Raw genomic sequence first — 20,595 nt, forward strand, 5'->3', positions numbered from 1 at the left:
GTGGTACTTGCGGTAGATGTCGCGCAGCACCTTGTTTTCGAAATTGGTCTTGACCCACCCGTCGAGCCAGCCCTTCAGAGCCGTCTCGCCCTTCGGGATACCGATGCCGAGATTGGTTTCCTTCTGGGTGAACTTCACCTGCAGCGGATTGGCGGTCATCTTCTTGTTGATGCCGTTGATGACGGCCGACTGGCTGGAGAGGATGTCGACCTGGCCCGAGACAACCGAGGTGATAAGCGTCGCATCATCCTCGAAGCGGACGATATCTGCACCCTTGGCCTTGGCGGTGATGTCCTGGTCGTTGGTTGTGGCGCGCGTCACGCCGATGCGCTTGCCGTCAAGATCGGCATAGTCCTTGATCGCGACGTCACCCGGACCGGCAACGACGAGAGCGAGCGTCGCGTAAGGAACGGAGTAGTCGATCGCCTTCTTGCGCTCTTCGGTGATGCCAAGCGACGAGACGACCATGTCGGCCTTGCCGGTCTGAACCGAGGGAACGCGGGCGGCGTTGGTGATTTCCACCAACTCCAGTTCGACGCCGAGATCCTTGGCGATCAGCCTGGCGGTTTCGACATCCGAGCCGGTCGGCTTCAGGTTTTCATCGACGAAGGAATATTCCGGAATGCCCATCGCCACGGCGATGCGGACCTTCCCGGCCTTCTTGATGTTTTCAAGCACGTCGGCATTGGCGACCGATGCAAAGGCCAGCAGGCCCGCGCCGGCGATGAGCGCCAGTTTCGAAATCATTTTCGTCGGCATATGAGTCTCCTCTCTCGTTTACCCGACCCTGCGGTTTCGCGCAGGTCCTCCTCCTGAGCTCACAGCTCTTCGGCCATGAACTCCTTCAGTTCCGGCGTCCGCGGATTGGAGAGGATGTCAGCCCCTCCGGTCTCCCAGACCTTGCCGGTATGCATGTAGATGACGCGATTGGCGGCCCGCTTGGCGAAGCCCATCTCGTGGGTGACAACGATCATCGTCATGCCGCCGCGGGCGAGATCTTCCATGACGCGCAGAACTTCGCCGGTCAGTTTCGGATCGAGCGCCGAGGTCACCTCGTCGAACAGCATCACCTTCGGCTGCATGGCTAGAGAACGGGCGATCGCCACGCGCTGCTGCTGGCCACCGGAGAGCTGTTCCGGATAGTTGTCGATCTTCTCCGACAGGCCGACCTTGGCGAGGACCTGCCTGGCAATCTCATGCGCTTGGTCCTTGCGCATGTTTTTCACGCGGCGCAGCGCCAGCATGATGTTTTCGGCGACGGTCATGTGCGGGAAGAGATTGTAGCTCTGGAATACCATGCCGATATCGCGGCGCAGCGCGCGCAGATCGAGCTTCGGATCCTCGACGCGGTGGCCGCAGACCTCGATCGTGCCGTCCTGGATCGTCTCCAGGCGGTTGATGCAGCGCAGCGCCGTGCTCTTGCCGGAACCGGACTGGCCGATCAGCGCCACGACCTCGCCGGTATTGATCTCGAAGGACACACCCTTCAGCACCTCGAGGGCGCCGAAACGCTTGACGACATTGGTGAGTTTAACGGCGGCCGGCATTGAGTTTCCTCTCAAGCGAACGGCTCCAGACCGACAGCGGATAGCAGACACAGAAATAGAAGAGCGCTGCGACGCCGAAGACCAGGAACGGCTGGAACAGGGAGTTGTTGATGACCTGCGCCGCGCGCGTCAGCTCCAGGAAGCCGACCACGGATGCGAGGGAGGTATTCTTGACGAGCTGGACGAGAAACCCGACCGTCGGCGGCGTGGCGATCTTCAGCGCCTGCGGTAGTATGACGTCGCGCAATGCCTGCCAGCGGGTGAGGCCCAGGCATTCGGCCGCCTCGAACTGCGTCTTGGCGATCGATTCCACCGCGCCGCGCCAGATTTCGCCGAGATAGGAGCTCGAATAGACCATCATGCCGAGGCCGGCGGCGACGAGCGGCGGAACCGAGATGCCGAAGACGCCGAGGCCGAAATAGAGCAGGAACATCTGGATCAGCAGCGGCGTGCCCTGGACGATCTGGATGTAGACGAGCGCCGTGCGCCGCAGCCAGCGGAAGCGCGAGATGCGCGCAAGCATGACGAAGAAGCCCGCAATGCCGCCGAGCACGAAGGCCAGCGCCGAGAGCACGACGGTCCAGAGCAGGCCGTTGAGCAGGTAGAAGAGATGATTGGTCGAAAACGCGCCGAGCATCGTCACCTCACACGCCGAGCCCGAGCCGGCGACGGCGCGGGAATGCAACGAGGCCAAGCCCGAAGAAGGCGGCGCGCATCAGATAGGTGATCGCGATATAGAGGAGCGCGACGACGAAATAGGTTTCGAGCGAACGGAAGGTGTTCGACTGGATGTTGTTGGCAATACCCGTCAGCTCTTCGGCCGAAATCTGCGAGCAGATCGACGTCGACAGCATCATCAGGATGAACTGGCTGGAGAGCGAGGGATAGACGCGCTCGATCGCCGGCAGAAGGATGATGTCGCGGTAGATCTGGAATTTCGACAGACCGAGCGCCTCTGCCGCCTCGATCTGGCTCGGATGGATCAGATCCATGCCGGCACGCACGATCTCGGCCGTATAGGCGCCGACATTGATGACCATCGCAAAGACCGACGCGGCGATGATCGGCAGGCGAAAGCCGATCGACGAGAGGCCGAAGAAGATGAAGAAGATCTGTACGATGAAAGGCGTGTTGCGCACCGTTTCGATATAGACGCTGACCATGCCGCACAGGATGGCGGAGTTCGAGCGGCGGGCAATGGCGCAGGCCACGCCGATGCCCATGCCGATGATCACCGAGAACAGGGTGATCTCGATCGTCGTCAGTGCGCCGGACAGGAAATCCTGCCAGTAGGGCAAGAGCGCCCCGAAATCGAACTGATACTGCATAACTCCTCCGTGCGCGGCGGATCACGCCGACGCCAATGCCTTATCGTGCGAGCCAGCCGCCATCGACGGGGATGACGGTACCGTGGACGTAGTCGGATGCTGCCGATGCCAGGAATACAGCGGCACCGCCGAGTTCCGATGGCGTGCCCCAGCGCCCGGCCGGAATGCGCGCCAGGATCGCGGCGTTGCGATCCGGGTCTTCGCGCAGCGCCGTCGTGTTGTTGGTCGAGAAATATCCGGGCGCGATCGCGTTGACGTTGACGCCCTTGCCGGCCCACTCGCAGGCAAGCAGCCGGGTGATCCCGGCAAGCCCGCTCTTCGACGCCGTATAGGACGGAATACGGATGCCGCCCTGGAAAGACAGGAGCGAGGCGATGTTGACGATCTTGCCGCTGCCCTTTTCCAGCATGTGCCTGCCAGCCGCCTGCGATAGGAAAAAGGCCGTCTTCAGATTGGTATCGATGACGGCGTCCCAATCTTCCTCGGTGAAGTCGATCGCATCGGCACGACGGATGATACCGGCATTGTTGACCAGGATATCGAGAGAGCCGAAGACCGAGAGGGTCTCGGCAACGATATCCTTGACCGGAGCGATCGAACCAAGATCGGCCCTGATCGCGTGGAAGCGCACGCCCGTCCTGGCGACCAGCTCTCTGGTCTCCTCCATCGACGAGCGGCCGACGGCAGCAATCGAGGCACCAGCCTCGGCGAGCGCGACAGCGATGCCCTGACCGATGCCGGTATTGGCGCCGGTAACGATGGCGGTGCGCCCCGAGAGATCGAACGGATTGGCCATCGTCCTACCTCAGATCCGCGATGGCGATATGGTCCATGTCGGTGAAGCTCTTGTTGTCACCGGCCATCGCCCAGATGAAGCTGTAATTCTTGGTGCCGGCGCCCGAGTGTATCGACCAGGGCGGCGAGATGATCGCCTGTTCGCTGGCAACCAGCATGTGGCGGGTTTGCTGCGGCTCGCCCATGAAATGGAAGACGCGCTGATCGGCTTCCAGGTCGAAATAGAGATAGGCTTCCATGCGCCGGTCATGCGTATGGGCCGGCATGGTGTTCCAGACGCTGCCGGCGTCGATCATCGTGAAGCCCATGGTCAACTGGCAGGACTGGCAGACTTCGGGATGGATGAACTGGTAGATGGAGCGCCTGTTGGCAGTCGCCGCTTCGCCGGGCGTCAGATGGCGCGCCTTGTCGCGCGTCAGAAGCACGGTCGGATGCGCCTCATGCGCCGGCGTCGAGACCAGATAGAACTTCGCGGGGTCGGCAGCGTCAGTGCTTTCGAAACGGACATCCCTGGCGCCCTTGCCGATATAGAGGCAATCGTATTTCTGAAGCTCATGGATGCTACCATCGACGACGACACGGCCGGCGCCGCCGATATTCAGCGCGCCAAGCTCGCGTTCGGCCAGGAAGGTCTCCTGTCCGATTTCCTTCGGCGCTCCGAGCGAAAGGCCTTCGCCGAGCGGCATCGCGCCGCCAATGACCATGCGGTCATAGTGGGAATAGGTGAGCCGGATTTCGCCGCCTGCAAACACCGTCTCGATCAGAAAATGGCGGCGCAGCGTTTCCGTGTCGTAGCCCCGAACGGCTTCCGGATGGGAAGCGTGACGGACGTCGATCTTCATTGACTTTTTCCCTTCTCTTCAATGGATGCCAAGGGAGATTTTGCATCCTCGATGAAATAGTTCGGATCCCATATTTCGGCCTTCTCGACTTCGCCGAGCAACCTGCCGAGATGGAAACCCATGGCGGCCGCGCCCCGGCCTTGTCGCCCGTCTTCATGCACTCGATCACCGCCGAGTGCTCCTCGATGACGCGGGCAAGACGCCCCTCCTGCGGCAGGGTCAGCAGGCGGTAGCGATCGGAATGGACCTTCACCTGCTGGATGATCGCCCAGATGCCGGGAAAGCCGGAGATATCGCTGATCAGCTTGTGAAAATCGTTGTCGACGACATGGAAGGTCGCGACATCGTCGTCGCGCAAGCAGGCGCTGAGATCGGCCAGATTACGCTCGAGCGAACGAATGCCCGCCGGGGTGATCTTCTCGACGGCGATCGACACCGTCGTATCCTCCAGCGCCTTGCGCACCAGTATCGCCTCATACAGCGCGTGACGCGGAATGCGTGAAACGAAGGTGCCGGACTGCGGAAAGACATTGACGAGACCATCGTCGGAAAGGCGCAGGATCGCCTCGCGGATGGGCGTCCGACTGACGCCGAAATGCGCCTCCAGCTCCTTCTCGTTGAGGAGGTCCATCGGCCTTCGGCGCAAGGAAATGATGTCATCGCGCAGCGTGTTGTAGACGAGCGTCGCCGCGCGCGGGGCGGCCGCTCTCTGATGCGAGAGGTGGGTGACACCGGCGAGCGAGCGTCTCTTGCGGGCTTCGCTCATCGCGCGGCACACAACATGTCAGCAATCATTTGCCCGAGGGTTTTCTCCACCTGACGCCACCTCCCAATGGCTTGGAAAGAAGTAGTATATTAGTATCCAACTTATTGCAAGCGGGGGGTAAAGCTCGGCGATGACAGTGCTTCTCGCCTGTTCGTAGGTCAGCAATTACAGGTAGAGGCGTGTGGAACGGTCGAATATCATCAACTCGGTTGGCGAGCACCTGCGCGACTTGACGAAGCGACGGCACGCGGTACGTTTTCGAGTGGCTCGATGCTTACGGCGCTGTTAAACGCCAATGACATGTGCAGCCCTTTGCCGAGGCGTCGCAATCAATGGATTTTACTGTTGCTTTTGATGGTGGTCGTGGTGCGTCCCGCTATCGAGGCGGGTGGCCACCATTGCCTTGCTCATCCTTTGACTTAGGTCATCCGACAGACCTTCTTCGGAAGGTCCATATCCGGGGATTGGAAGACGCATGATGGTTCTAACCTACACCTTGATTCCCGCCTTTGCCGCTTTGGCAGGTGCCATTGTCGCGTTGTTCGCACGTCCGAGCCCGATAGCCATCAGCGCCATTCAGCATTTCGCCGCCGGTGTGGTGTTCGCCGCCGCGGCCGGCGAGATTCTTCCCGATGTGGTGCACGGCGGGTCTGTCTGGGCGACGGCGATTGGCGGCGTGGCCGGCGTCGTCGCCATGCTGATGGTCAAGCAGATGGAGGGCTTTCTCAAGGGCTCCACCGGACTGCTGGTGGCGGTCGCGATCGACATCCTCGTCGATGGACTGGTGCTCGGCATCGGCTTTGCGGCCGGTGCGCGAACAGGGCTGCTGCTGACGATCGCCTTGACGCTGGAGGTGCTCTTTCTCGGGCTGACGGTTGCGACGGAAATGGCTGAAACGGTGAAATCCCGTCTGCGGATTGTCACGACGATCGCCGTGCTCCTGCTGCTCCTGCCGGCGGGAGCGCTTCTGGCGGCGCCCGTCGCGATGTTGCCGGGACCGGTGATGACGGGATTTCTCGCTTTCGGCCTGATTTCCCTTCTTTATCTGGTCACGGAGGAATTGCTGGTCGATGCGCACGAGACACCTGACCGCCCGTGGGTGACGGCGATGTTCTTCGCGGGCTTTCTGATCCTGCTCGTGATCGAGGAACTTATGGCATAAGCACGTTGTCAATGGGGGCGGAGCAGGGATCGCTCTCCTCCGAGACAAGCGGCTCACCATTGTGCTCCCCTCGCGATCGCCGCGACACGGGGTGGAATGCCGCTCACGCGGCTATCGATCGAGGAAGAGAAGCTCGGTGCTGCATGGCGCCCGCGAAATCCATGCCAAGTGATCTTGTCAGTCTTTTCGAGACTTCCATCTCCTTCCGTCAGCAAAGCAACAGGAGACCGGTCGTTTGATGGAATGGCTGAATGTCGTCGGAATAGATCTGGAGTTCCTCAAGGGTCTTGCCACACTGATCATCGCCTATGTCTTGGCCCTTCCGATCGGATGGGATCGCGAGCGAAACGAACGGAGCGCGGGTCTGCGCACCTTTCCGATCGTGGCAATCGCGGCCTGCGGTTTCATCCTCGCTGCCGAAAATGTCACGCGCGGCAGTGCCGAGGCCACAGCAAGGATTATCGAGGGCCTTATCAATGGCGTCGGCTTTATCGGCGGCGGGGCCATACTCGTCGGCAAGGCAAGCATCCGCGGCACGGCAACGGCCGCGAGCCTCTGGGCGACAGGCGCCATCGGGGTAGCGGTTGGCTTGGGCAATTACGAGACAGCGATCGTACTGTCCATCGCCACCTTCGCCACATTGCGGGTCATGACCAGCTTCAAGCAGGAAGGCAAGGAAATCGAGCGGCCGCAACATGGCGAGGAAGGCGCCTAACAGCAGAGTTCCCATGTGCCGGTGGTCGGGTATGGCTGTGGCGGGGCGGGGGTCTTAATTTACCTCGAAGGTTGTTCGGTTCGGGGCGAGTAGGCGAGCCAACGTTTCCTCAAGCATTTCTGGAATGGCCCGCTTTCCAAGCCACAGACCCTTGTCGAACGCGTGCTTTATTCGGACGAAAAGCCCAACGCGCCTAACCGGAAGGCATATTGCCGCGCTTGGCGGCAATAGGAGGCGCTGCGTGCTGGTTATCGCGGAAGACTGTCTGCAAGCGATGGATATGGCTACGGCTTTTTACAGTCAAAGTAACTCGGCGATCGGGCCATTTCAGGTGGCACAGCTTCCGTGGCTGCGTTCGCGAAACACATAGATCGCCTCGCACGCACGAGCGTTCGAACCTTTCCTCCAGACTCCGTGCCGCACACCGTGGATCAACGACGACGCCAGACGGGACAAGTGTCGGTGAATACGGCCGTGGTGGGAACAATCAGCGCGATTGCCAGTTCACCATCGAGTTTCCAGTCTCTTTGGACAATGGCCATGACCCATGCCGTCTCCCAGCCCTTGCGGGCTTTCAAATCTTCCTTCCGCTCCATCCCCCTGCATTTCGCCGCTGCCTGCTTTATCGGAGCGCTTCTCGCCGATGACGTCGGCAACACGGTCTGGCGGGTGACCGCCCAATGAACCGATACGAGAGGCCGGTGCGAGACCACCAATTGAGCGGCGACCCGCTGTGGTACAAGGATGCGGTCATCTACCAGCTCCACATCAAGAGCTTCTTCGATGCCAATGGAGACGGCGTGGGCGATCTAAACGGGCTGACACGCAAGCTTGATTATATCTCTTCACTCGGGGTCAACACGATCTGGCTATTGCCATTCTACCCATCTCCACGCCGTGACGATGGATATGATATCTCGGATTATCGTGCTGTCAGCGCCGAGTATGGCTCGATCGAGGACTTCCAGGCCTTCATCGATGAGGCGCATGTCCGACAGATTCGCGTCATCGTCGAGCTTGTGGTCAACCATACCTCCGATGAGCATCCATGGTTTCAGCGCGCCCGTCGCGCTCCGGCAGGCTCGCCCGAGCGAGATTATTACGTCTGGTCGGATACGGATGACAAATTCGAGGAAACGCGCATCATATTCATCGATACGGAGAAATCGAACTGGAGCTGGGATCCCGTCGCCAAAGCTTACTACTGGCACCGCTTCTATTCCCACCAGCCGGATTTGAACTATCGGAATCCGCGGTGGTCGAGGAACTGCTTTCTACCATGAATTTCTGGCTGGAGAAGGGTGTGGACGGTTTCCGGCTCGATGCCATTCCCCACCTTGTCGAGCGTGAGCATACCGACAACGAGAATCTCCCCGAAACCCATGCCCTCCTGAAACACATCCGTGCGAAGCTTGAGGAGAAGCATCCAAATGTGATCCTGCTCGCCGAGGCCAATCTCTGGCAGGAAGAAGCGCGCGAATATTTTGGCGACGGCGACGAATGCCATATGGCGTTTCACTTTCCGCTCATGCCGCACATGTTCATGGCGCTGGCGAAGCAAAGCGCCAGACCGATCAAGACGATCCTGAGGCAGACGAGTTCCATACCTGACGAATGCCAATGGGCGATCTTCCTTCGCAACCACGATGAACTGACGCTGGAGATGGTGACGGAGGCGGAACGCAATTTTCTCTGGGACACCTATGCCGCCGACAAGCGCGCGGCTAAACCTCGGCATCCGCCGCCGGCTGTCGCCGTTGATGGATCAGGACCGACGGAAGATCGAGCTGCTGCACATGCTGCTGTTGTCGCTGCCCGGAAGTCCGGTTCTTTATTACGGTGACGAGATCGGTATGGGCGACAATATCGATCTCGGCGATCGTGACGGGGTGCGGACGCCGATGCAGTGGTCGAGTGCCGAGAATGCGGGCTTTTCGAATGCGGCGCCCCACAAGCTGGCTTTGCCCGTCATCAAGGATCCGCAATTCAGCTACGCCGCGATCAACGTCGCCGAGCAGGATGACGATCCGCATTCGTTCTTGAACTGGACCCGGCAGATGCTGACGTTGCGCCGAGAGCACCGCGCCTTCGGGCGCGGCAATATGCGGTTCGTCAAGACCGACAACGACAGCGTGATCGCCTATCTCAGGACATGCGGGGACGATGTGATCCTGTGCGCCGCCAATCTCTCCGACACGTCGCTGGCGGTGAAGCTTTCCCTTCCCGACCTCGAAGGTTTGGTGCCGGTTGAGCTGTCGGGTGGCGCATCGTTTCCCGCTATCGGCCGGGACAGCTACCCGCTGACATTCCAGCCCTATGCCTATTTCTGGCTAAAGCTGACCAAACCACGATAGCCGCAAGATCAGGGGCGACGGGCGATCTCGTGTTTTCGGCCGGTCGGGCCTAAGCATCGTTGAGATTTCGAAGACATCAGGTAACACCGGTTTGCCGCTTCATTTCGCACGAGTTCCTCCTTGGCTGGGGGAGCACTATGTTACGCGACCCGATCTCAAGGAGTTCGTTGCAGGCTGTGTTTCGGCTGGAATATTGGGTCTGACGCAATCGCGATGAATAGCCGCGTTTTGTGAGGCTAAAAAAGCCATCCAGCATTGGCGTGGTGTGGCGGCGCGCCGATGGCTCGTGAGAGCCGGCCTCTACCGTTGCCTTCGACAGTCAAAGCAATGCGAGACAGAGAGAGGCCAGCGTAAGTCCGGCAAGGAAGACCTGCACGATCGCGGCGGTTCGCCTGTCTGGGCGTTGCGGAATATTGGCTCGCACGGCTTTTTCGATAGCAGCCTGACCAGGTTTCGCCGCGGGAACATCAGGATCGGGTGTTGCCTCCGGCCCGGGCGCGGATTTTCCCGTTGCGGACGTCGTCTCCGTCCGATCCCTGTCTATGACGACGGTTGCGATGGTCGCCACGTCGGACTTAACCTCCACTTCGAACCTGCCGCCGCTCTCGATTTTAGCGATCGCCTTGCGGGCGGCGTGCTCAACGTCATCGGCTTCAACAAGTGATCGATGGGTGACGAGAAAGAAGGGCATTTGCTCGCGAAGTAACATAAGCCGGAGAGAGCGAGATCCCACCACTCAGGCCCGTGATCGACCCTTCCGGGTCTCAGGATTATGGTCTCATGCGCGGGAAGGGCGGACCGATCCCGCGCATGAGGATGAGCGTCAGAAGCGCTTGAGAGGGGTTGGAACGAACCGCCTCATGGCATGTTCTTCATCATCTCCGGCGACATCGGCATCATGTTGGCGTTAAGGTGGTACATGACCCAGAGAGATCCGACGAGAACGATCACGAGGATCACGATCGTGAAGATCAGCGCCATCATCGTCCAGCCCCCTTCCGAACGGCTGTTCATGTGGAGGAAGTAGATCATGTGGACGACCATCTGGATGCCGCCAAAGATCATGATCAACGCGATCGTCAGCGGCTTGCTCTCGAGGACGTTGCCCATCACCAGCCAGAACGGAATGGCGGTCAAGATCAACGAGAGAACGAAGCCGGTAAGGTAACCCTTCAAGGAAGCGTGACCCGCTTGGTGACTGGCGTGATCGTGAGTGGATTTCGAAGTCATACGACAACTCCCATAAGATAAACCACGGAGAAGACACCGATCCAGATCAGATCGAGGAAGTGCCAGAACATCGACAGGCACATCAGCCGTCGATGGTTCTCCGGCGTGAGGCCGAACTTCCACACCTGCACCATGAGCACGACGAGCCAGACGATCCCGAAGGTAACGTGCAGACCGTGCGTGCCCACCAGCGCGAAAAACGCGGACAGGAAGGCGGATCGCTGCGGGCCGGCTCCTTCGGCGATCAGGGTGGAGAACTCGAAGACTTCGAGACCGAGGAATGCGAGACCGAGCAGGCCGGTGATGCCGAGCCACAACAGCGTGCCAGCCTTGTCATTGCGCTCGGCGCGGATCATCGCGACGCCGTAGGTGATCGACGACACGAGCAGGATCAGCGTCGCAAGGGCGATGAACCTGAGATCGAAAAGATCGGCGGGCGCGGGGCCGGCGGCATAGTTGCCGCCGAGCACTGCATAAGTGGCGAAGAGAGCCGCGAAAATCAGGCAGTCGCTCATCAGGTAGAGCCAGAACCCGAGGTTCGTGCTCCCCTCGGGATGATGCTCCTCCTCGAGATGGAACTGCTTTTTCGCCGGGACGGCTTCGATAGGGTTTGCCATGTCAGGTCCTCTCGGCAAGCAGCTTTGTACGTGCGTCTTCGACCTCGGTGACTTTTTCCGCCGGGATGTAGAAGTCGCGGTTGTAGTTGAAGGTATGGGCGATCGAGACGACGATGATGGCCACGAAAGACACCAGCGCCAGCCACCAGATGTACCAGATCAACGCGAAAGAGAGCGCGATGCTGATTGCCGACAGGATCACGCCCGTGCCCGTATTCTTCGGCATGTGGATCGGCCGGAAGCCGGTGGTCGGACGCTCGTAGCCGTTGTCCTTCATGTCGCTCCAGGCATCCAACTCGTGCACGACAGGCGTGGACGCGAAGTTGTATTCCGGCGGCGGCGAGGAGGTCGCCCATTCCAGCGTGCGGCCACCCCACGGGTCGCCCGTCGAGCAACGCAGCTGGTCGCGCCGCATGATGCTGACGGCCATCTGGATGATGAAGGATACGATGCCGAGAGCGATCAGGACCGCGCCGAATGCGGCGATGATGAACCAGATCTGCAGCGACGGGTCATCGAACTGCGATGTACGGCGGGTAACGCCCATCAGGCCGAGCACATAGAGCGGCATGAAGGCGAAGAAGAAGCCGATCTGCCAGAACCAGAAGGTCATCTTGCCCCAGAACATGTCGAGCTTGAAGCCGAACGCCTTCGGCCACCAGTACGCCACCCCTGCCATCAGGCCGAACAGCACGCCGCCGATGATGACGTTGTGGAAGTGGGCGATCAGGAACAGCGAGTTATGCAGTACGAAGTCGGCTGGCGGAATGGCCAGCATGACACCGGTCATGCCACCGATGACGAAGGTCACCATGAAGCCGATCAGCCAGTACATCGGCAGTTCGTAGCGGATTCGGCCGCGATACATCGTAAACAGCCAGTTGAACATCTTCGCTCCTGTCGGAATGGAGATGATCATGGTCGCGATGCCGAAGAAGGCGTTGACGGAAGCCCCAGCGCCCATCGTGAAGAAGTGGTGCAGCCAGACGAGGTAGGACATGATCATGATCGCGCAGGTCGCGTACACCATCGAGGCATAACCGAACAGGCGCTTGCCCGAGAACGTCGACGCGACTTCGGAAAAGATGCCGAAAGCCGGAAGGATCAGGATGTAAACTTCCGGGTGTCCCCACATCCAGATCAGATTCACGTACATCATCGGATTGCCGCCGAGATCGTTCGTGAAGAAGTTGGTGTCCAGGTAGCGGTCGGCGGACAGGAGCGCCAGCGTTGCGGTCAGGATCGGGAAGGTCGCAACGATCAGGATGTTGGTGCAGAGCGAGGTCCAGGTGAACACGGGCATCTTCATGAAGCCCATGCCTGGAGCACGCATCTTGACGATGGTTGCGACGAGGTTGATGCCCGATAGCGTCGTTCCCACACCAGCGACCTGGAGGCCCCAGATATAATAGTCGACACCGACACCCGGGCTGTAATCAGAGCCGGAAAGCGGAGGATAGGCCAGCCAGCCCGTCTTGGCGAACTCGCCGACGAACAATGAGATCATAACGATGATCGCGCCTGCCGTCGTCATCCAGAACGAGAAATTGTTCAGGAACGGGAACGACACGTCGCGCGCGCCGATCTGGAGCGGCACGATATAGTTCATGAACCCGGTGATGAAAGGCATTGCCACGAAGAAGATCATGATCACGCCATGCGCCGTGAAGACCTGATCGTAGTGATCGGGCTTCAGATAGCCCTCATTTCCATTGAACGCGATGGCCTGCTGGATACGCATCATGATCGCATCCGCGAAGCCGCGCAGGAGCATGACGAGCGCAAGAACGATATACATGATGCCGATCTTCTTGTGATCGACACTGGTGAACCATTCTTTCCAGAGATAGCCCCAGAGCTTGTAGTAGGTCAGCAAGCTGACGAGCGCGATGCCGCCGAGCGCAACCACGACGAAGGTGCTGCGCACGATGGGATCGTATGGAATGGCGTCCCAGGTGAGTCGTCCGAAGACGAGCTGGGCGAGTGTGAGATTTTCGAACATTCTTATCTACCGAATCCTTCAGGGTTTCGCGGAAGCGCCGTTGTCGGGCGGACTAGGTTCCTGCCCGTTCCCGTCGCTTCCAGATCTCGCGGGGTCCTGCATGTTCTGCATGTTGTGGTCCATCGACATGCCCGACATCCCTGACATGCCTGACATACCCGGCATGGACGGCATTGCGGGCTTGGGATCGGCGACAGGGATGGCCGCGCCAAGCGGGCCATTGCCCTCCGCGCCTGCTTCCTCCGCCTCTGGCATTTGAAACTCCAGGCGCTCCCGGTTTTCCTGGCTCTCCTTGCCCGCCCCGCCCATCTTGTCGATCATCATCATCTCTTCCATGCACATCTGGCCTTCGCGGGTGCACATGTTGAGGATCGAGCGGTAGAGACCGTCCTGGACCGTCGCGTAATAGCGCACGGGTTCGGCTTTGCTCGGCTTTTCGAGCTTCAGGTAGCTGTCGCGATTGAGCGCCGTGCCGTTGCGCTTGACGTTTGCGACCCACTGGTCGAAATCGCCTTGCTCCAGTCCCAGAAACTTGAACCGCATCTGGGAGAAACCTTCACCGCTGTAGTTCGCGGACAAGCCCTCGTAGGTGCCGGCCTCGTTGATGACGGCATGGAGCTTGGTCTGCATTCCGGGCATGGTGTAGATCATCCCGGCGAGCGCGGGCACATAGAAGGCGTTCATCACCGATGAGGCCGTCAGTTTGAATTTGATCTGCGAATCGACAGGCGCCGCGAGTTCGTTGACGGTGGCGATGCCGTATTCCGGATAGAAGAACAGCCATTTCCAATCGAGTGCGACGACCTCCACCGCGATCGACTTGGTGTCGGCCGTGACAGGCCGGGCGGCATCGATGCGGTCAAGCGGTCGATATGGATCGAGCTTGTGCGTGCTGATCCAGGTGATCGCGCCGAGCGCGATGATGATCGCCAGGGGAGCCGACCAGATCACGATTTCGAGCCTGGTGGAGTGGTGCCATGTCGGATCGTACTTCGCCTTCTTGTTGGATTGGCGATAGTGCCAGGCGAAATACAACGTGAGAAACAGGACCGGCACGATGATGAGCAGCATCAGCACGGTTGAAACGATGATAAGGTTCGCCTGCTGACGCGCGATATCGCCGGAGGGCGACATCACCACCATCTTGCACCCGCTGAGGAGGGGCAGTGAGGTAACGACAGCGAGGCAAAAGAGCTTCTTCGACAGAGGCACTTTCGACTCCCGCAATAAGGACATTGTAATTTCAGGATGAATCCGGCAGCTCTCACGAGATCCCGGTGCGCATCGCACACGCTTCGCCAGGGGTCTGGTCGAAGAGTCTGCTCAGTCGTGTCCAATCCATGATCGAGCCAACTCGGGGCGAAACGCCCCGGCAAGGCCGAATGGATTGCTTAGACCAGCTGTTTGGGGGGGCGCGAGATCAAATAGATCCGGTTTTCGCGCGGGAAGGCTGCCGACGCGGAAGACGGCAATCCCTCCGATAATACGACTTTGTCCAGTTCGACCCGCGGACACCGCTGCTCGCATCGAACGTGATCGTCGGCATCGAACGCCAGCAGCGCCTTGTTTTCCGCGGTGGAGCTGCGCTCCTGCGCGGTGACGGCAACGCTCGACGGAACGAAAGTCCGGTCCGCCAGCGGAATCGCGCACAGGCTTCCGTAGACGATCTGAATCAAGATCATCGTCAGAACAGTTGCGGTCTTCCAACCGGCGAAAACGTTGCTTGTCATAGGTTTAGGTCAGCAGAGGACGTAAAATCGACGCACGATTAGCAAAGCTCCACCCAAAACAAAAGCCGCATTCTAAGACTGCGCCAATTTGTCCCTAAGCCGGGTCCACATCCAGGCGTTCAGATGATCGCGCGATCCGGGGGGCGAAGCGCGCACCAAATTCATGTCGCGGGAACGCGGCCCCACGCTTCGCGTCTGCAGGACTATCGGCCGGAACAGCAGAGAATTTGCGTAGTGATTCCACCTCAGCCGGCGCGGCCGGAGGCGATTGCCTGGCCGGCCTTCAGAATCAGCGTTCTCAGTTCGGGTTCCTGAACCCGCCTTGCTGCTTCCGTCGTGGAAACCCACTCTCGTCTGCGTTCGCTCTCTTCCCTGAAGCCGTTGACAAGACGCTCCATCAGCAAAAGAAACACCGAGACGATGGTCGGCGAACGTGTGCCGTCCGCCCACTGCTTGAGATAGGAAAAATATCCGAAGGGGCGCCTTTCAACCAGACCTATGACGCCCGCTTCCTGCCATGCTTCCGCGGCGGCTTGCTCGTAGGGCGCCCTGTCGAGTTTCATCCATCCTTTCGGGATGATCCAGCGGCCCGTTTCACGTGAGGAAACTAGCAGGATCTCGACCGCGCCGCTTCTCGAGATCCGGTGACAAATCGTTCCGCATTGCTCCGCCGCGAAGGCATTGTCGCGACGGGGAAGATATGCCGACAATTGTCCGAGATAGCCCTTGTTGCTCGAAAAGCGAGGTTTTGTCCTGTCCATGGGGGTTCCTTGGTTTGTATGTAAGAAACCTAATTTGAACAGCTGACGATGAACTGACCGCATCGGGGTTCACGGCAAAGTTATCTGCCCGCCCGCCAGTCCCGGGTATGCAGACTACACGTCGCTTGCTTCGGGCGCGGATTGCGATTCTATTTTCTCGCCGCTGCCGCCTTTGTCGCCGAGCAGCGATACGAGACGGTCGCATTCAGGGCTCTTTCCCGTCAGCAGGTTCGTCGGAGGAATGTAGCCGAACATGACGCCAGCCGCGGTGGATGCTGCCCATACGTAATCGCCCTGCGCTTGCTTCACGAGCTGCGGGACGGCGGCGTTAAGGCACGCTTGCCCGACCTGTATCACCTCCGCCTGCGCTCCAGCCTCCTTCAGGTTGTCGGTGATCGCGGATTGAAGCGGAGCGACAACCAGCAGCATGAAAAGATAGGATATGAATTCTGACATTTATGTTCTCGCTGTTGACGTTTCGCGTCTGTTAACCTCCCTGCCTGACGAAAACCTGATGAGACCGTGAAGATCTTCAGGCTTTCGGGAGCCGTGGTTAAGACCGAAGATCGGCGCACTCGGCTGCCGGTACCCGAACAGCCGCCGAGACGGCGAGGCCAGCCGCATCACGCGAGAGATTACCCCATCCGCTCCGAGGCGAAGGAGCCGGGACTGGCAGGGAAGACAATCGTCCGGTTGCCGTTGATGAAGGCGCGGTGGTGGATGTGGGCGTGAATGGCGCGCGCGAGCACCTGGCTTTCGACGTCGCGGCCGATCGAGACGTAGTCCTCGGCCGACTGCGCGTGCGTGATGCGGGCGACGTCCTGCTCGATGATCGGTCCTTCGTCGAGATCGGCGGTGACATAGTGCGCGGTGGCGCCGATCAGCTTCACGCCGCGCTCATAGGCCTGCTTGTAGGGGTTCGCGCCCTTGAAGCTGGGAAGAAACGAATGGTGTATGTTGATGATGCGGCCGGACATCTTCCTGCACATGGCATCCGAGAGCACCTGCATGTAGCGTGCCAGCACGACAAGTTCCGTCTCGCTCTGGTCGATCAGGTCGAGCAATTGGGCTTCGGCCTGCGGCTTGTTTTCCTTCGTCACCTTGATGTGGTGGAAGGGGATGTCGTGATTGACGACGACCTTCTGGTAATCGAAGTGGTTGGAGACGACGCCGACGATGTCGATCGGCAGCGCGCCGATCTTCCAGCGATAGAGCAGGTCGTTCAGACAATGGCCGAAACGCGAAACCATCAACAGCACCTTCATGCGCTTTTCGGCATCGTGCAGGCTGGCTTGAAGGCCGAATTTCGTGGCCACGGGCTGGAAGTCGTCGATCAGCGTGTTCTGGCTCACCCCTTGCTCCGAGATGAAGCTGATGCGCATGAAGAATTTTCCGGTGCCGAGGTCGTCGAACTGGGACGAATCCGTGATGTTGCAGCCCTGATCGGCCAGATAGTTGGCGATCGCCGCGACAATGCCGCGTGTCGATTTGCACGATACCGTCAGTACATAGCTCTTCATGGTCTGGTGGCTTTCTTGAAACAATGAGGATTGCAGAGCGCAAGGCACCGGAGCGTCGCGCGGCGGCTTAGATAGACAATCGGGAGTGCGTTCACGCCGCCAGCAGCGATTTCAACCGGGTGGACGGCGAGGCGAGATCCTCACGCCTGGGATGGGCCTTCGCGGAAATGAGCATTTCACAAAGGCGGATCTCGCGTCCGATCGCATTACCCCGACCGATACCGCTCGCCGCCATCAGGCGCCCTCGCGCGTCGAGATGGAACAGCAGGAGGGAACCGTCGGGAAGCTCGCGCCGCACCGTTTCCGTGGCATGGCTGGGCAGCCCGGCGATCTGCAGCGTGAGATCGTATTGATCCGACCAGAACCAGGGGATGCCATCATACTCGGTTGCGATTTCCATCATGTTCGCCGCCGCCGTGATCCCTTGATCCTGCGCGCAGCGCCAGGATTCAAGACGGAGCCGGCTGCCGTCATAAGCCTGGAGGGGGAAGGAGCAGCAATCGCCCGCGGCGAAAATGTTCGCATCAGACGTCCGCATGAAGGCATCCACGGCAATCCCGTTATCGACTGCTAGTTCCGCCGCCTCCGCAAGCTCCGTATTGGGGATGGCTCCGATGCCGACAACCGCGAGGTCGGCATCGATCTCCTTGCCGTCGGTCAGGCGAATACGGACACGGTCGTCGTCTTGCCCAAGCGACGCGATGCTCGCGTTCAGGAGCACTTCGACGCCTTCCTGTTGATGGCGGGCCTGGACGATCGATGCGATCTCGGCAGGCACCGCGCGCGCCATCAAACGCGGCAGGCTCTCGATGACGGTCACCGACGTCCCGAGCTGCCGCGCCGTCGCGGCAAGCTCAAGCCCGATGAAGCCGCCGCCGATTATCGCCAGACTGCGGTTCACCCCGATGCGGTCGCGGATTTTCATGGCATCGTCGAACGAGCGCAGCGTCAGCACGTTTGTCAGGCTCTCGGCGCCGGGAAGCACGCGCGGACGCGCACCGGTCGCCAGCAGCAGCTTGTCATAGGGCAGAGTGCGGCCATCGCTCAGGCTGACCGCCCGTCGATGACGATCGATGGCGATGACGTCGACGCCGCCCATGTGCTCGATCCGGCTGGTCCTGTAGTTCTCGTCTTCGGCGATGTGCTGGATGGATTGCAAACCGTCGATCGTTTGCTTGGAGAGAGGTGGCCGATCGTATGGCGCGTGGCGCTCCCTGCCGATCAGCACTATGCGTCCCTCATAGCCCCGCTCTCTAAGGGAGAAGGCGGCGCGAGCGCCGCACAATCCTGCTCCCGCGATGATAATGGTTCCAGTCATCTTACCGGGTGTCCCGCGCGGCACAAATGATTGGATTTGATGTTCCTTATCTGGGTAAAAATCATCGAAGACCTGACTGCATTTAGCTTTGGCGACCTGCTCTCTGCGCTATTGCACTGCAAAACCGCAAGGCCTCGGAGTCGCCAATTCAATATGATTGGAAATGATGTTGACATCAAATCTTTGACGCGTCAATAATCATCAAAGTCGGAGGAGGAGGAACCGCCGACCGGGAGGAACATCAAATGTCAGATTCTATGCGCATGTCGCGGCGCGACCTGTTGAGCACGACTGGTCGCGTCTTCGCGTTGACCGCCGCCGCGGGAATTGCCCCGCAATTTATCCGTCCTGGCCGCGCGTTCGCAGCAGACGGGCTCGCCCCCGGCATGATTGGCGGGCCGACCGGCTTTGCCGGCGCCGAGCGGTACCAGTATGGCGCAGACACGCCGGAAGGGCGTGCGATCGAGGGCGTCAAGGCGCTGAAGGGTGCAGGCAAGGCTCCCGCCAAGATCGTTCTTGGCCTGTCCGACGGCTCTATTGGCCAGCTGACGAAGCCGTTCCCGGCCGGGGCGCCTTCGATCAAGGATCTCTGGGAAAAGGAAACAGGGATCGTTCTCGATGTCGTCGGTGTGCCGAACGGGCAGGAATTCACCAAGACCATGCAGGACATCTCCACCAAGGGCGGTGCCTTCGACATTTATGCTGTCGAGTGGAACCGTCTTGGCGATCTGGCCGAAACCGGCGGCATCATCAAGATGGACGATTTCGTCGCCAGCTACAAACCGGAGTGGGATGATCCGCAGCGAGGTTATGTCAACGGCAAGGCGGGCGTTTCGCTGCTGAACCAATATCGCGGTTCGACATACGGCGTTTCGCTCGACGGCGACTTCCAGACCTGGAACTACCGAACGGATCTCTTCAACGACGAGACCGAGAAGAAGGCCTTCGCCGACAAGCATGGCTATGCGCTCGCGCCGCCGCGCACATTCAAGCAGCTCGACGAAATCGCCGCCTTCTTCCATCGCCCGGACAAGGGGCTCTTCGGCTGTACCGATCTTCGAAACCAGGGATGGGGCTATACCAACTGGTATCAGCGCTTCACGTCCATGGCGTCGCCGAACCAGTACCTGTTCAGCGACGATGGCAAGCCGCTGATCAACTCTGACGCCGGCTATCAGGCAACCCAGGAATATGTGGACGCGCTGTCCTACCATTCGCCGGATGCCGTCTCCTGGGGATGGCCGGAGCAATACGGCAACTTCGCAAGTGGCGGCGCGGCCATGACCTGCGCCTTCTCGAACCTACCGAAGTTTCTCGACAACAAGGCCAACGAAGGCTCGAAGATTACCGGCAAGATCGGCTCGATGCTGCCGCCGGGCCGCGAGATCGACGGCCATCTGGTGCGCCGGTCCGTCCTCTGGCTCAATCTGTCGGCGTCGATCTCGTCGCAGAGCAAGAGCCCGGAAGTCTGTTACCTGCTGCTGCAATGGCTCGGCTCGAGCCGGATCTACTCGTGGATGACGGCAAATCCGGGCGGCTATTTCGATCCCTTTCAGCTGGCCAATTTCGCTGATCCGCTGGTCCGCGACACGTACCACGCCTATCACATGGACGTCGTGCGCGAGACCGTCAGCCGCGTAGTTCCATCCATCAACTATCCCGGTGCCACGGCGTTCCACAGCGCGCTCGATGAAAATCTGGTGGCCGCGCTTACCAAGGCCAAGACCGCCAAGGAAGCGATGGCCGACACCGAAAAGCAATGGACGCGCATTGCCCGCCGCATTGGTGAAGACAAGCTGGTCGAAGCGATCAAGACCAACAAGCAGGCCTGGCCGACCTTGCTGGATCCGCTGGAAAGCTGACGAGCAGACGCTGGATGTGCGGGCGGACAGGCCCGCACATCCGATC

20 protein-coding genes and 2 pseudogenes are annotated in these 20,595 nt (G+C 59.9%); 5 read left to right on the forward strand and 17 right to left on the reverse strand.

Annotated elements, in window-relative coordinates:
• From P3R82_RS00005 to P3R82_RS00035, 7 genes and pseudogenes are all read right to left on the reverse strand, one after another.
• Positions 1 to 759, reverse strand: a 759-nt coding sequence (locus P3R82_RS00005; protein ID WP_283192496.1) for a transporter substrate-binding domain-containing protein, incomplete at its 3' end; no start/stop codon positions are given.
• 59 nt (positions 760 to 818) lie between these two features.
• The gene (locus tag P3R82_RS00010) at positions 819 to 1,547 is read right to left on the reverse strand and encodes an amino acid ABC transporter ATP-binding protein (RefSeq protein WP_283192497.1); all 729 of its coding nucleotides are present in this window, start codon (positions 1,545 to 1,547) and stop codon (positions 819 to 821) included.
• A complete protein-coding gene (locus P3R82_RS00015) occupies positions 1,531 to 2,184 on the reverse strand; it encodes an amino acid ABC transporter permease (RefSeq protein ID WP_283193459.1) in 654 nt (217 codons plus the stop codon). The genes P3R82_RS00010 and P3R82_RS00015 overlap by 17 nt, the downstream gene beginning before the upstream one ends.
• Before the next feature lie 7 nt (positions 2,185 to 2,191).
• A complete protein-coding gene (locus P3R82_RS00020; protein WP_283192498.1) occupies positions 2,192 to 2,875 on the reverse strand; it encodes an amino acid ABC transporter permease in 684 nt (227 codons plus the stop codon).
• Between the two features lie 40 nt (positions 2,876 to 2,915).
• Positions 2,916 to 3,671: a 2-dehydro-3-deoxy-D-gluconate 5-dehydrogenase KduD gene (kduD, locus tag P3R82_RS00025; RefSeq protein WP_283192499.1), complete on the reverse strand. Its 756-nt coding sequence runs from the start codon at positions 3,669 to 3,671 to the stop codon at positions 2,916 to 2,918.
• A 4-nt stretch (positions 3,672 to 3,675) separates the two neighbouring features.
• On the reverse strand, positions 3,676 to 4,512 hold the full coding sequence (kduI, locus tag P3R82_RS00030; protein WP_283192500.1) for a 5-dehydro-4-deoxy-D-glucuronate isomerase: 837 nt from the start codon (positions 4,510 to 4,512) through the stop codon (positions 3,676 to 3,678).
• Positions 4,513 to 4,699: 187 nt separating this feature from the next.
• Positions 4,700 to 5,278: pseudogene (locus P3R82_RS00035) on the reverse strand (GntR family transcriptional regulator); the annotation flags it as partial.
• A 475-nt stretch (positions 5,279 to 5,753) separates the two neighbouring features.
• On the opposite strand from P3R82_RS00035, the gene P3R82_RS00040 reads away from it, so the two are divergent.
• From P3R82_RS00040 to treS, 4 genes and pseudogenes are all read left to right on the forward strand, one after another.
• The gene (locus P3R82_RS00040) at positions 5,754 to 6,440 is read left to right on the forward strand and encodes a transporter (RefSeq protein WP_283192501.1); all 687 of its coding nucleotides are present in this window, start codon (positions 5,754 to 5,756) and stop codon (positions 6,438 to 6,440) included.
• Between the two features lie 238 nt (positions 6,441 to 6,678).
• A complete protein-coding gene (locus tag P3R82_RS00045) occupies positions 6,679 to 7,155 on the forward strand; it encodes an MgtC/SapB family protein (protein ID WP_283192502.1) in 477 nt (158 codons plus the stop codon).
• A 462-nt stretch (positions 7,156 to 7,617) separates the two neighbouring features.
• On the forward strand, positions 7,618 to 7,839 hold the full coding sequence (locus P3R82_RS00050) for a hypothetical protein (RefSeq protein ID WP_283192503.1): 222 nt from the start codon (positions 7,618 to 7,620) through the stop codon (positions 7,837 to 7,839).
• Positions 7,836 to 9,509: pseudogene (gene treS, locus P3R82_RS00055) on the forward strand (maltose alpha-D-glucosyltransferase). Before P3R82_RS00050 ends, treS begins: the two are co-directional and overlap by 4 nt.
• Before the next feature lie 319 nt (positions 9,510 to 9,828).
• On the opposite strand, the gene P3R82_RS00060 reads toward treS, so the two are convergent.
• From P3R82_RS00060 to P3R82_RS00105, 10 genes are all read right to left on the reverse strand, one after another.
• The gene (locus P3R82_RS00060) at positions 9,829 to 10,200 is read right to left on the reverse strand and encodes a hypothetical protein (protein WP_283192504.1); all 372 of its coding nucleotides are present in this window, start codon (positions 10,198 to 10,200) and stop codon (positions 9,829 to 9,831) included.
• Positions 10,201 to 10,367: 167 nt separating this feature from the next.
• Entirely contained in the window at positions 10,368 to 10,739 is a 372-nt protein-coding gene (gene cyoD / locus P3R82_RS00065; RefSeq protein WP_183898719.1) for a cytochrome o ubiquinol oxidase subunit IV, read from the reverse strand.
• The gene (gene cyoC, locus P3R82_RS00070; protein WP_283192505.1) at positions 10,736 to 11,356 is read right to left on the reverse strand and encodes a cytochrome o ubiquinol oxidase subunit III; all 621 of its coding nucleotides are present in this window, start codon (positions 11,354 to 11,356) and stop codon (positions 10,736 to 10,738) included. The genes cyoD and cyoC overlap by 4 nt, the downstream gene beginning before the upstream one ends.
• Before the next feature lies 1 nt (position 11,357).
• Positions 11,358 to 13,358, reverse strand: a complete 2,001-nt coding sequence (gene cyoB / locus P3R82_RS00075; RefSeq protein ID WP_283192506.1) for a cytochrome o ubiquinol oxidase subunit I — start codon at positions 13,356 to 13,358, stop codon at positions 11,358 to 11,360.
• Between the two features lie 18 nt (positions 13,359 to 13,376).
• Complete coding sequence (gene cyoA, locus P3R82_RS00080) at positions 13,377 to 14,570, reverse strand: ubiquinol oxidase subunit II (protein WP_283192507.1); 1,194 nt, start codon at positions 14,568 to 14,570, stop codon at positions 13,377 to 13,379.
• Between the two features lie 179 nt (positions 14,571 to 14,749).
• Positions 14,750 to 15,088, reverse strand: coding sequence for a hypothetical protein (locus P3R82_RS00085; protein ID WP_283192508.1), 339 nt, complete (start codon positions 15,086 to 15,088; stop codon positions 14,750 to 14,752).
• 245 nt (positions 15,089 to 15,333) lie between these two features.
• On the reverse strand, positions 15,334 to 15,912 hold the full coding sequence (locus P3R82_RS00090) for a hypothetical protein (protein ID WP_283192509.1): 579 nt from the start codon (positions 15,910 to 15,912) through the stop codon (positions 15,334 to 15,336).
• A gap of 51 nt (positions 15,913 to 15,963) precedes the next feature.
• On the reverse strand, positions 15,964 to 16,305 hold the full coding sequence (locus P3R82_RS00095; RefSeq protein WP_183898724.1) for a hypothetical protein: 342 nt from the start codon (positions 16,303 to 16,305) through the stop codon (positions 15,964 to 15,966).
• A 179-nt stretch (positions 16,306 to 16,484) separates the two neighbouring features.
• Positions 16,485 to 17,369: a formyltetrahydrofolate deformylase gene (gene purU, locus P3R82_RS00100; RefSeq protein ID WP_283192510.1), complete on the reverse strand. Its 885-nt coding sequence runs from the start codon at positions 17,367 to 17,369 to the stop codon at positions 16,485 to 16,487.
• Between the two features lie 91 nt (positions 17,370 to 17,460).
• The gene (locus P3R82_RS00105) at positions 17,461 to 18,687 is read right to left on the reverse strand and encodes an FAD-dependent oxidoreductase (protein ID WP_283192511.1); all 1,227 of its coding nucleotides are present in this window, start codon (positions 18,685 to 18,687) and stop codon (positions 17,461 to 17,463) included.
• Positions 18,688 to 18,932: 245 nt separating this feature from the next.
• Here P3R82_RS00105 and P3R82_RS00110 point away from each other — a divergent pair, with 245 nt between their 5' ends.
• Positions 18,933 to 20,549, forward strand: a complete 1,617-nt coding sequence (locus P3R82_RS00110; protein WP_283192512.1) for an extracellular solute-binding protein — start codon at positions 18,933 to 18,935, stop codon at positions 20,547 to 20,549.
• Positions 20,550 to 20,595: the final 46 nt, after the last annotated feature.

The sequence above is a fragment of the Rhizobium sp. AN80A genome (genome assembly GCF_030053015.1).
Lineage (GTDB): Bacteria > Pseudomonadota > Alphaproteobacteria > Rhizobiales > Rhizobiaceae > Rhizobium > Rhizobium metallidurans.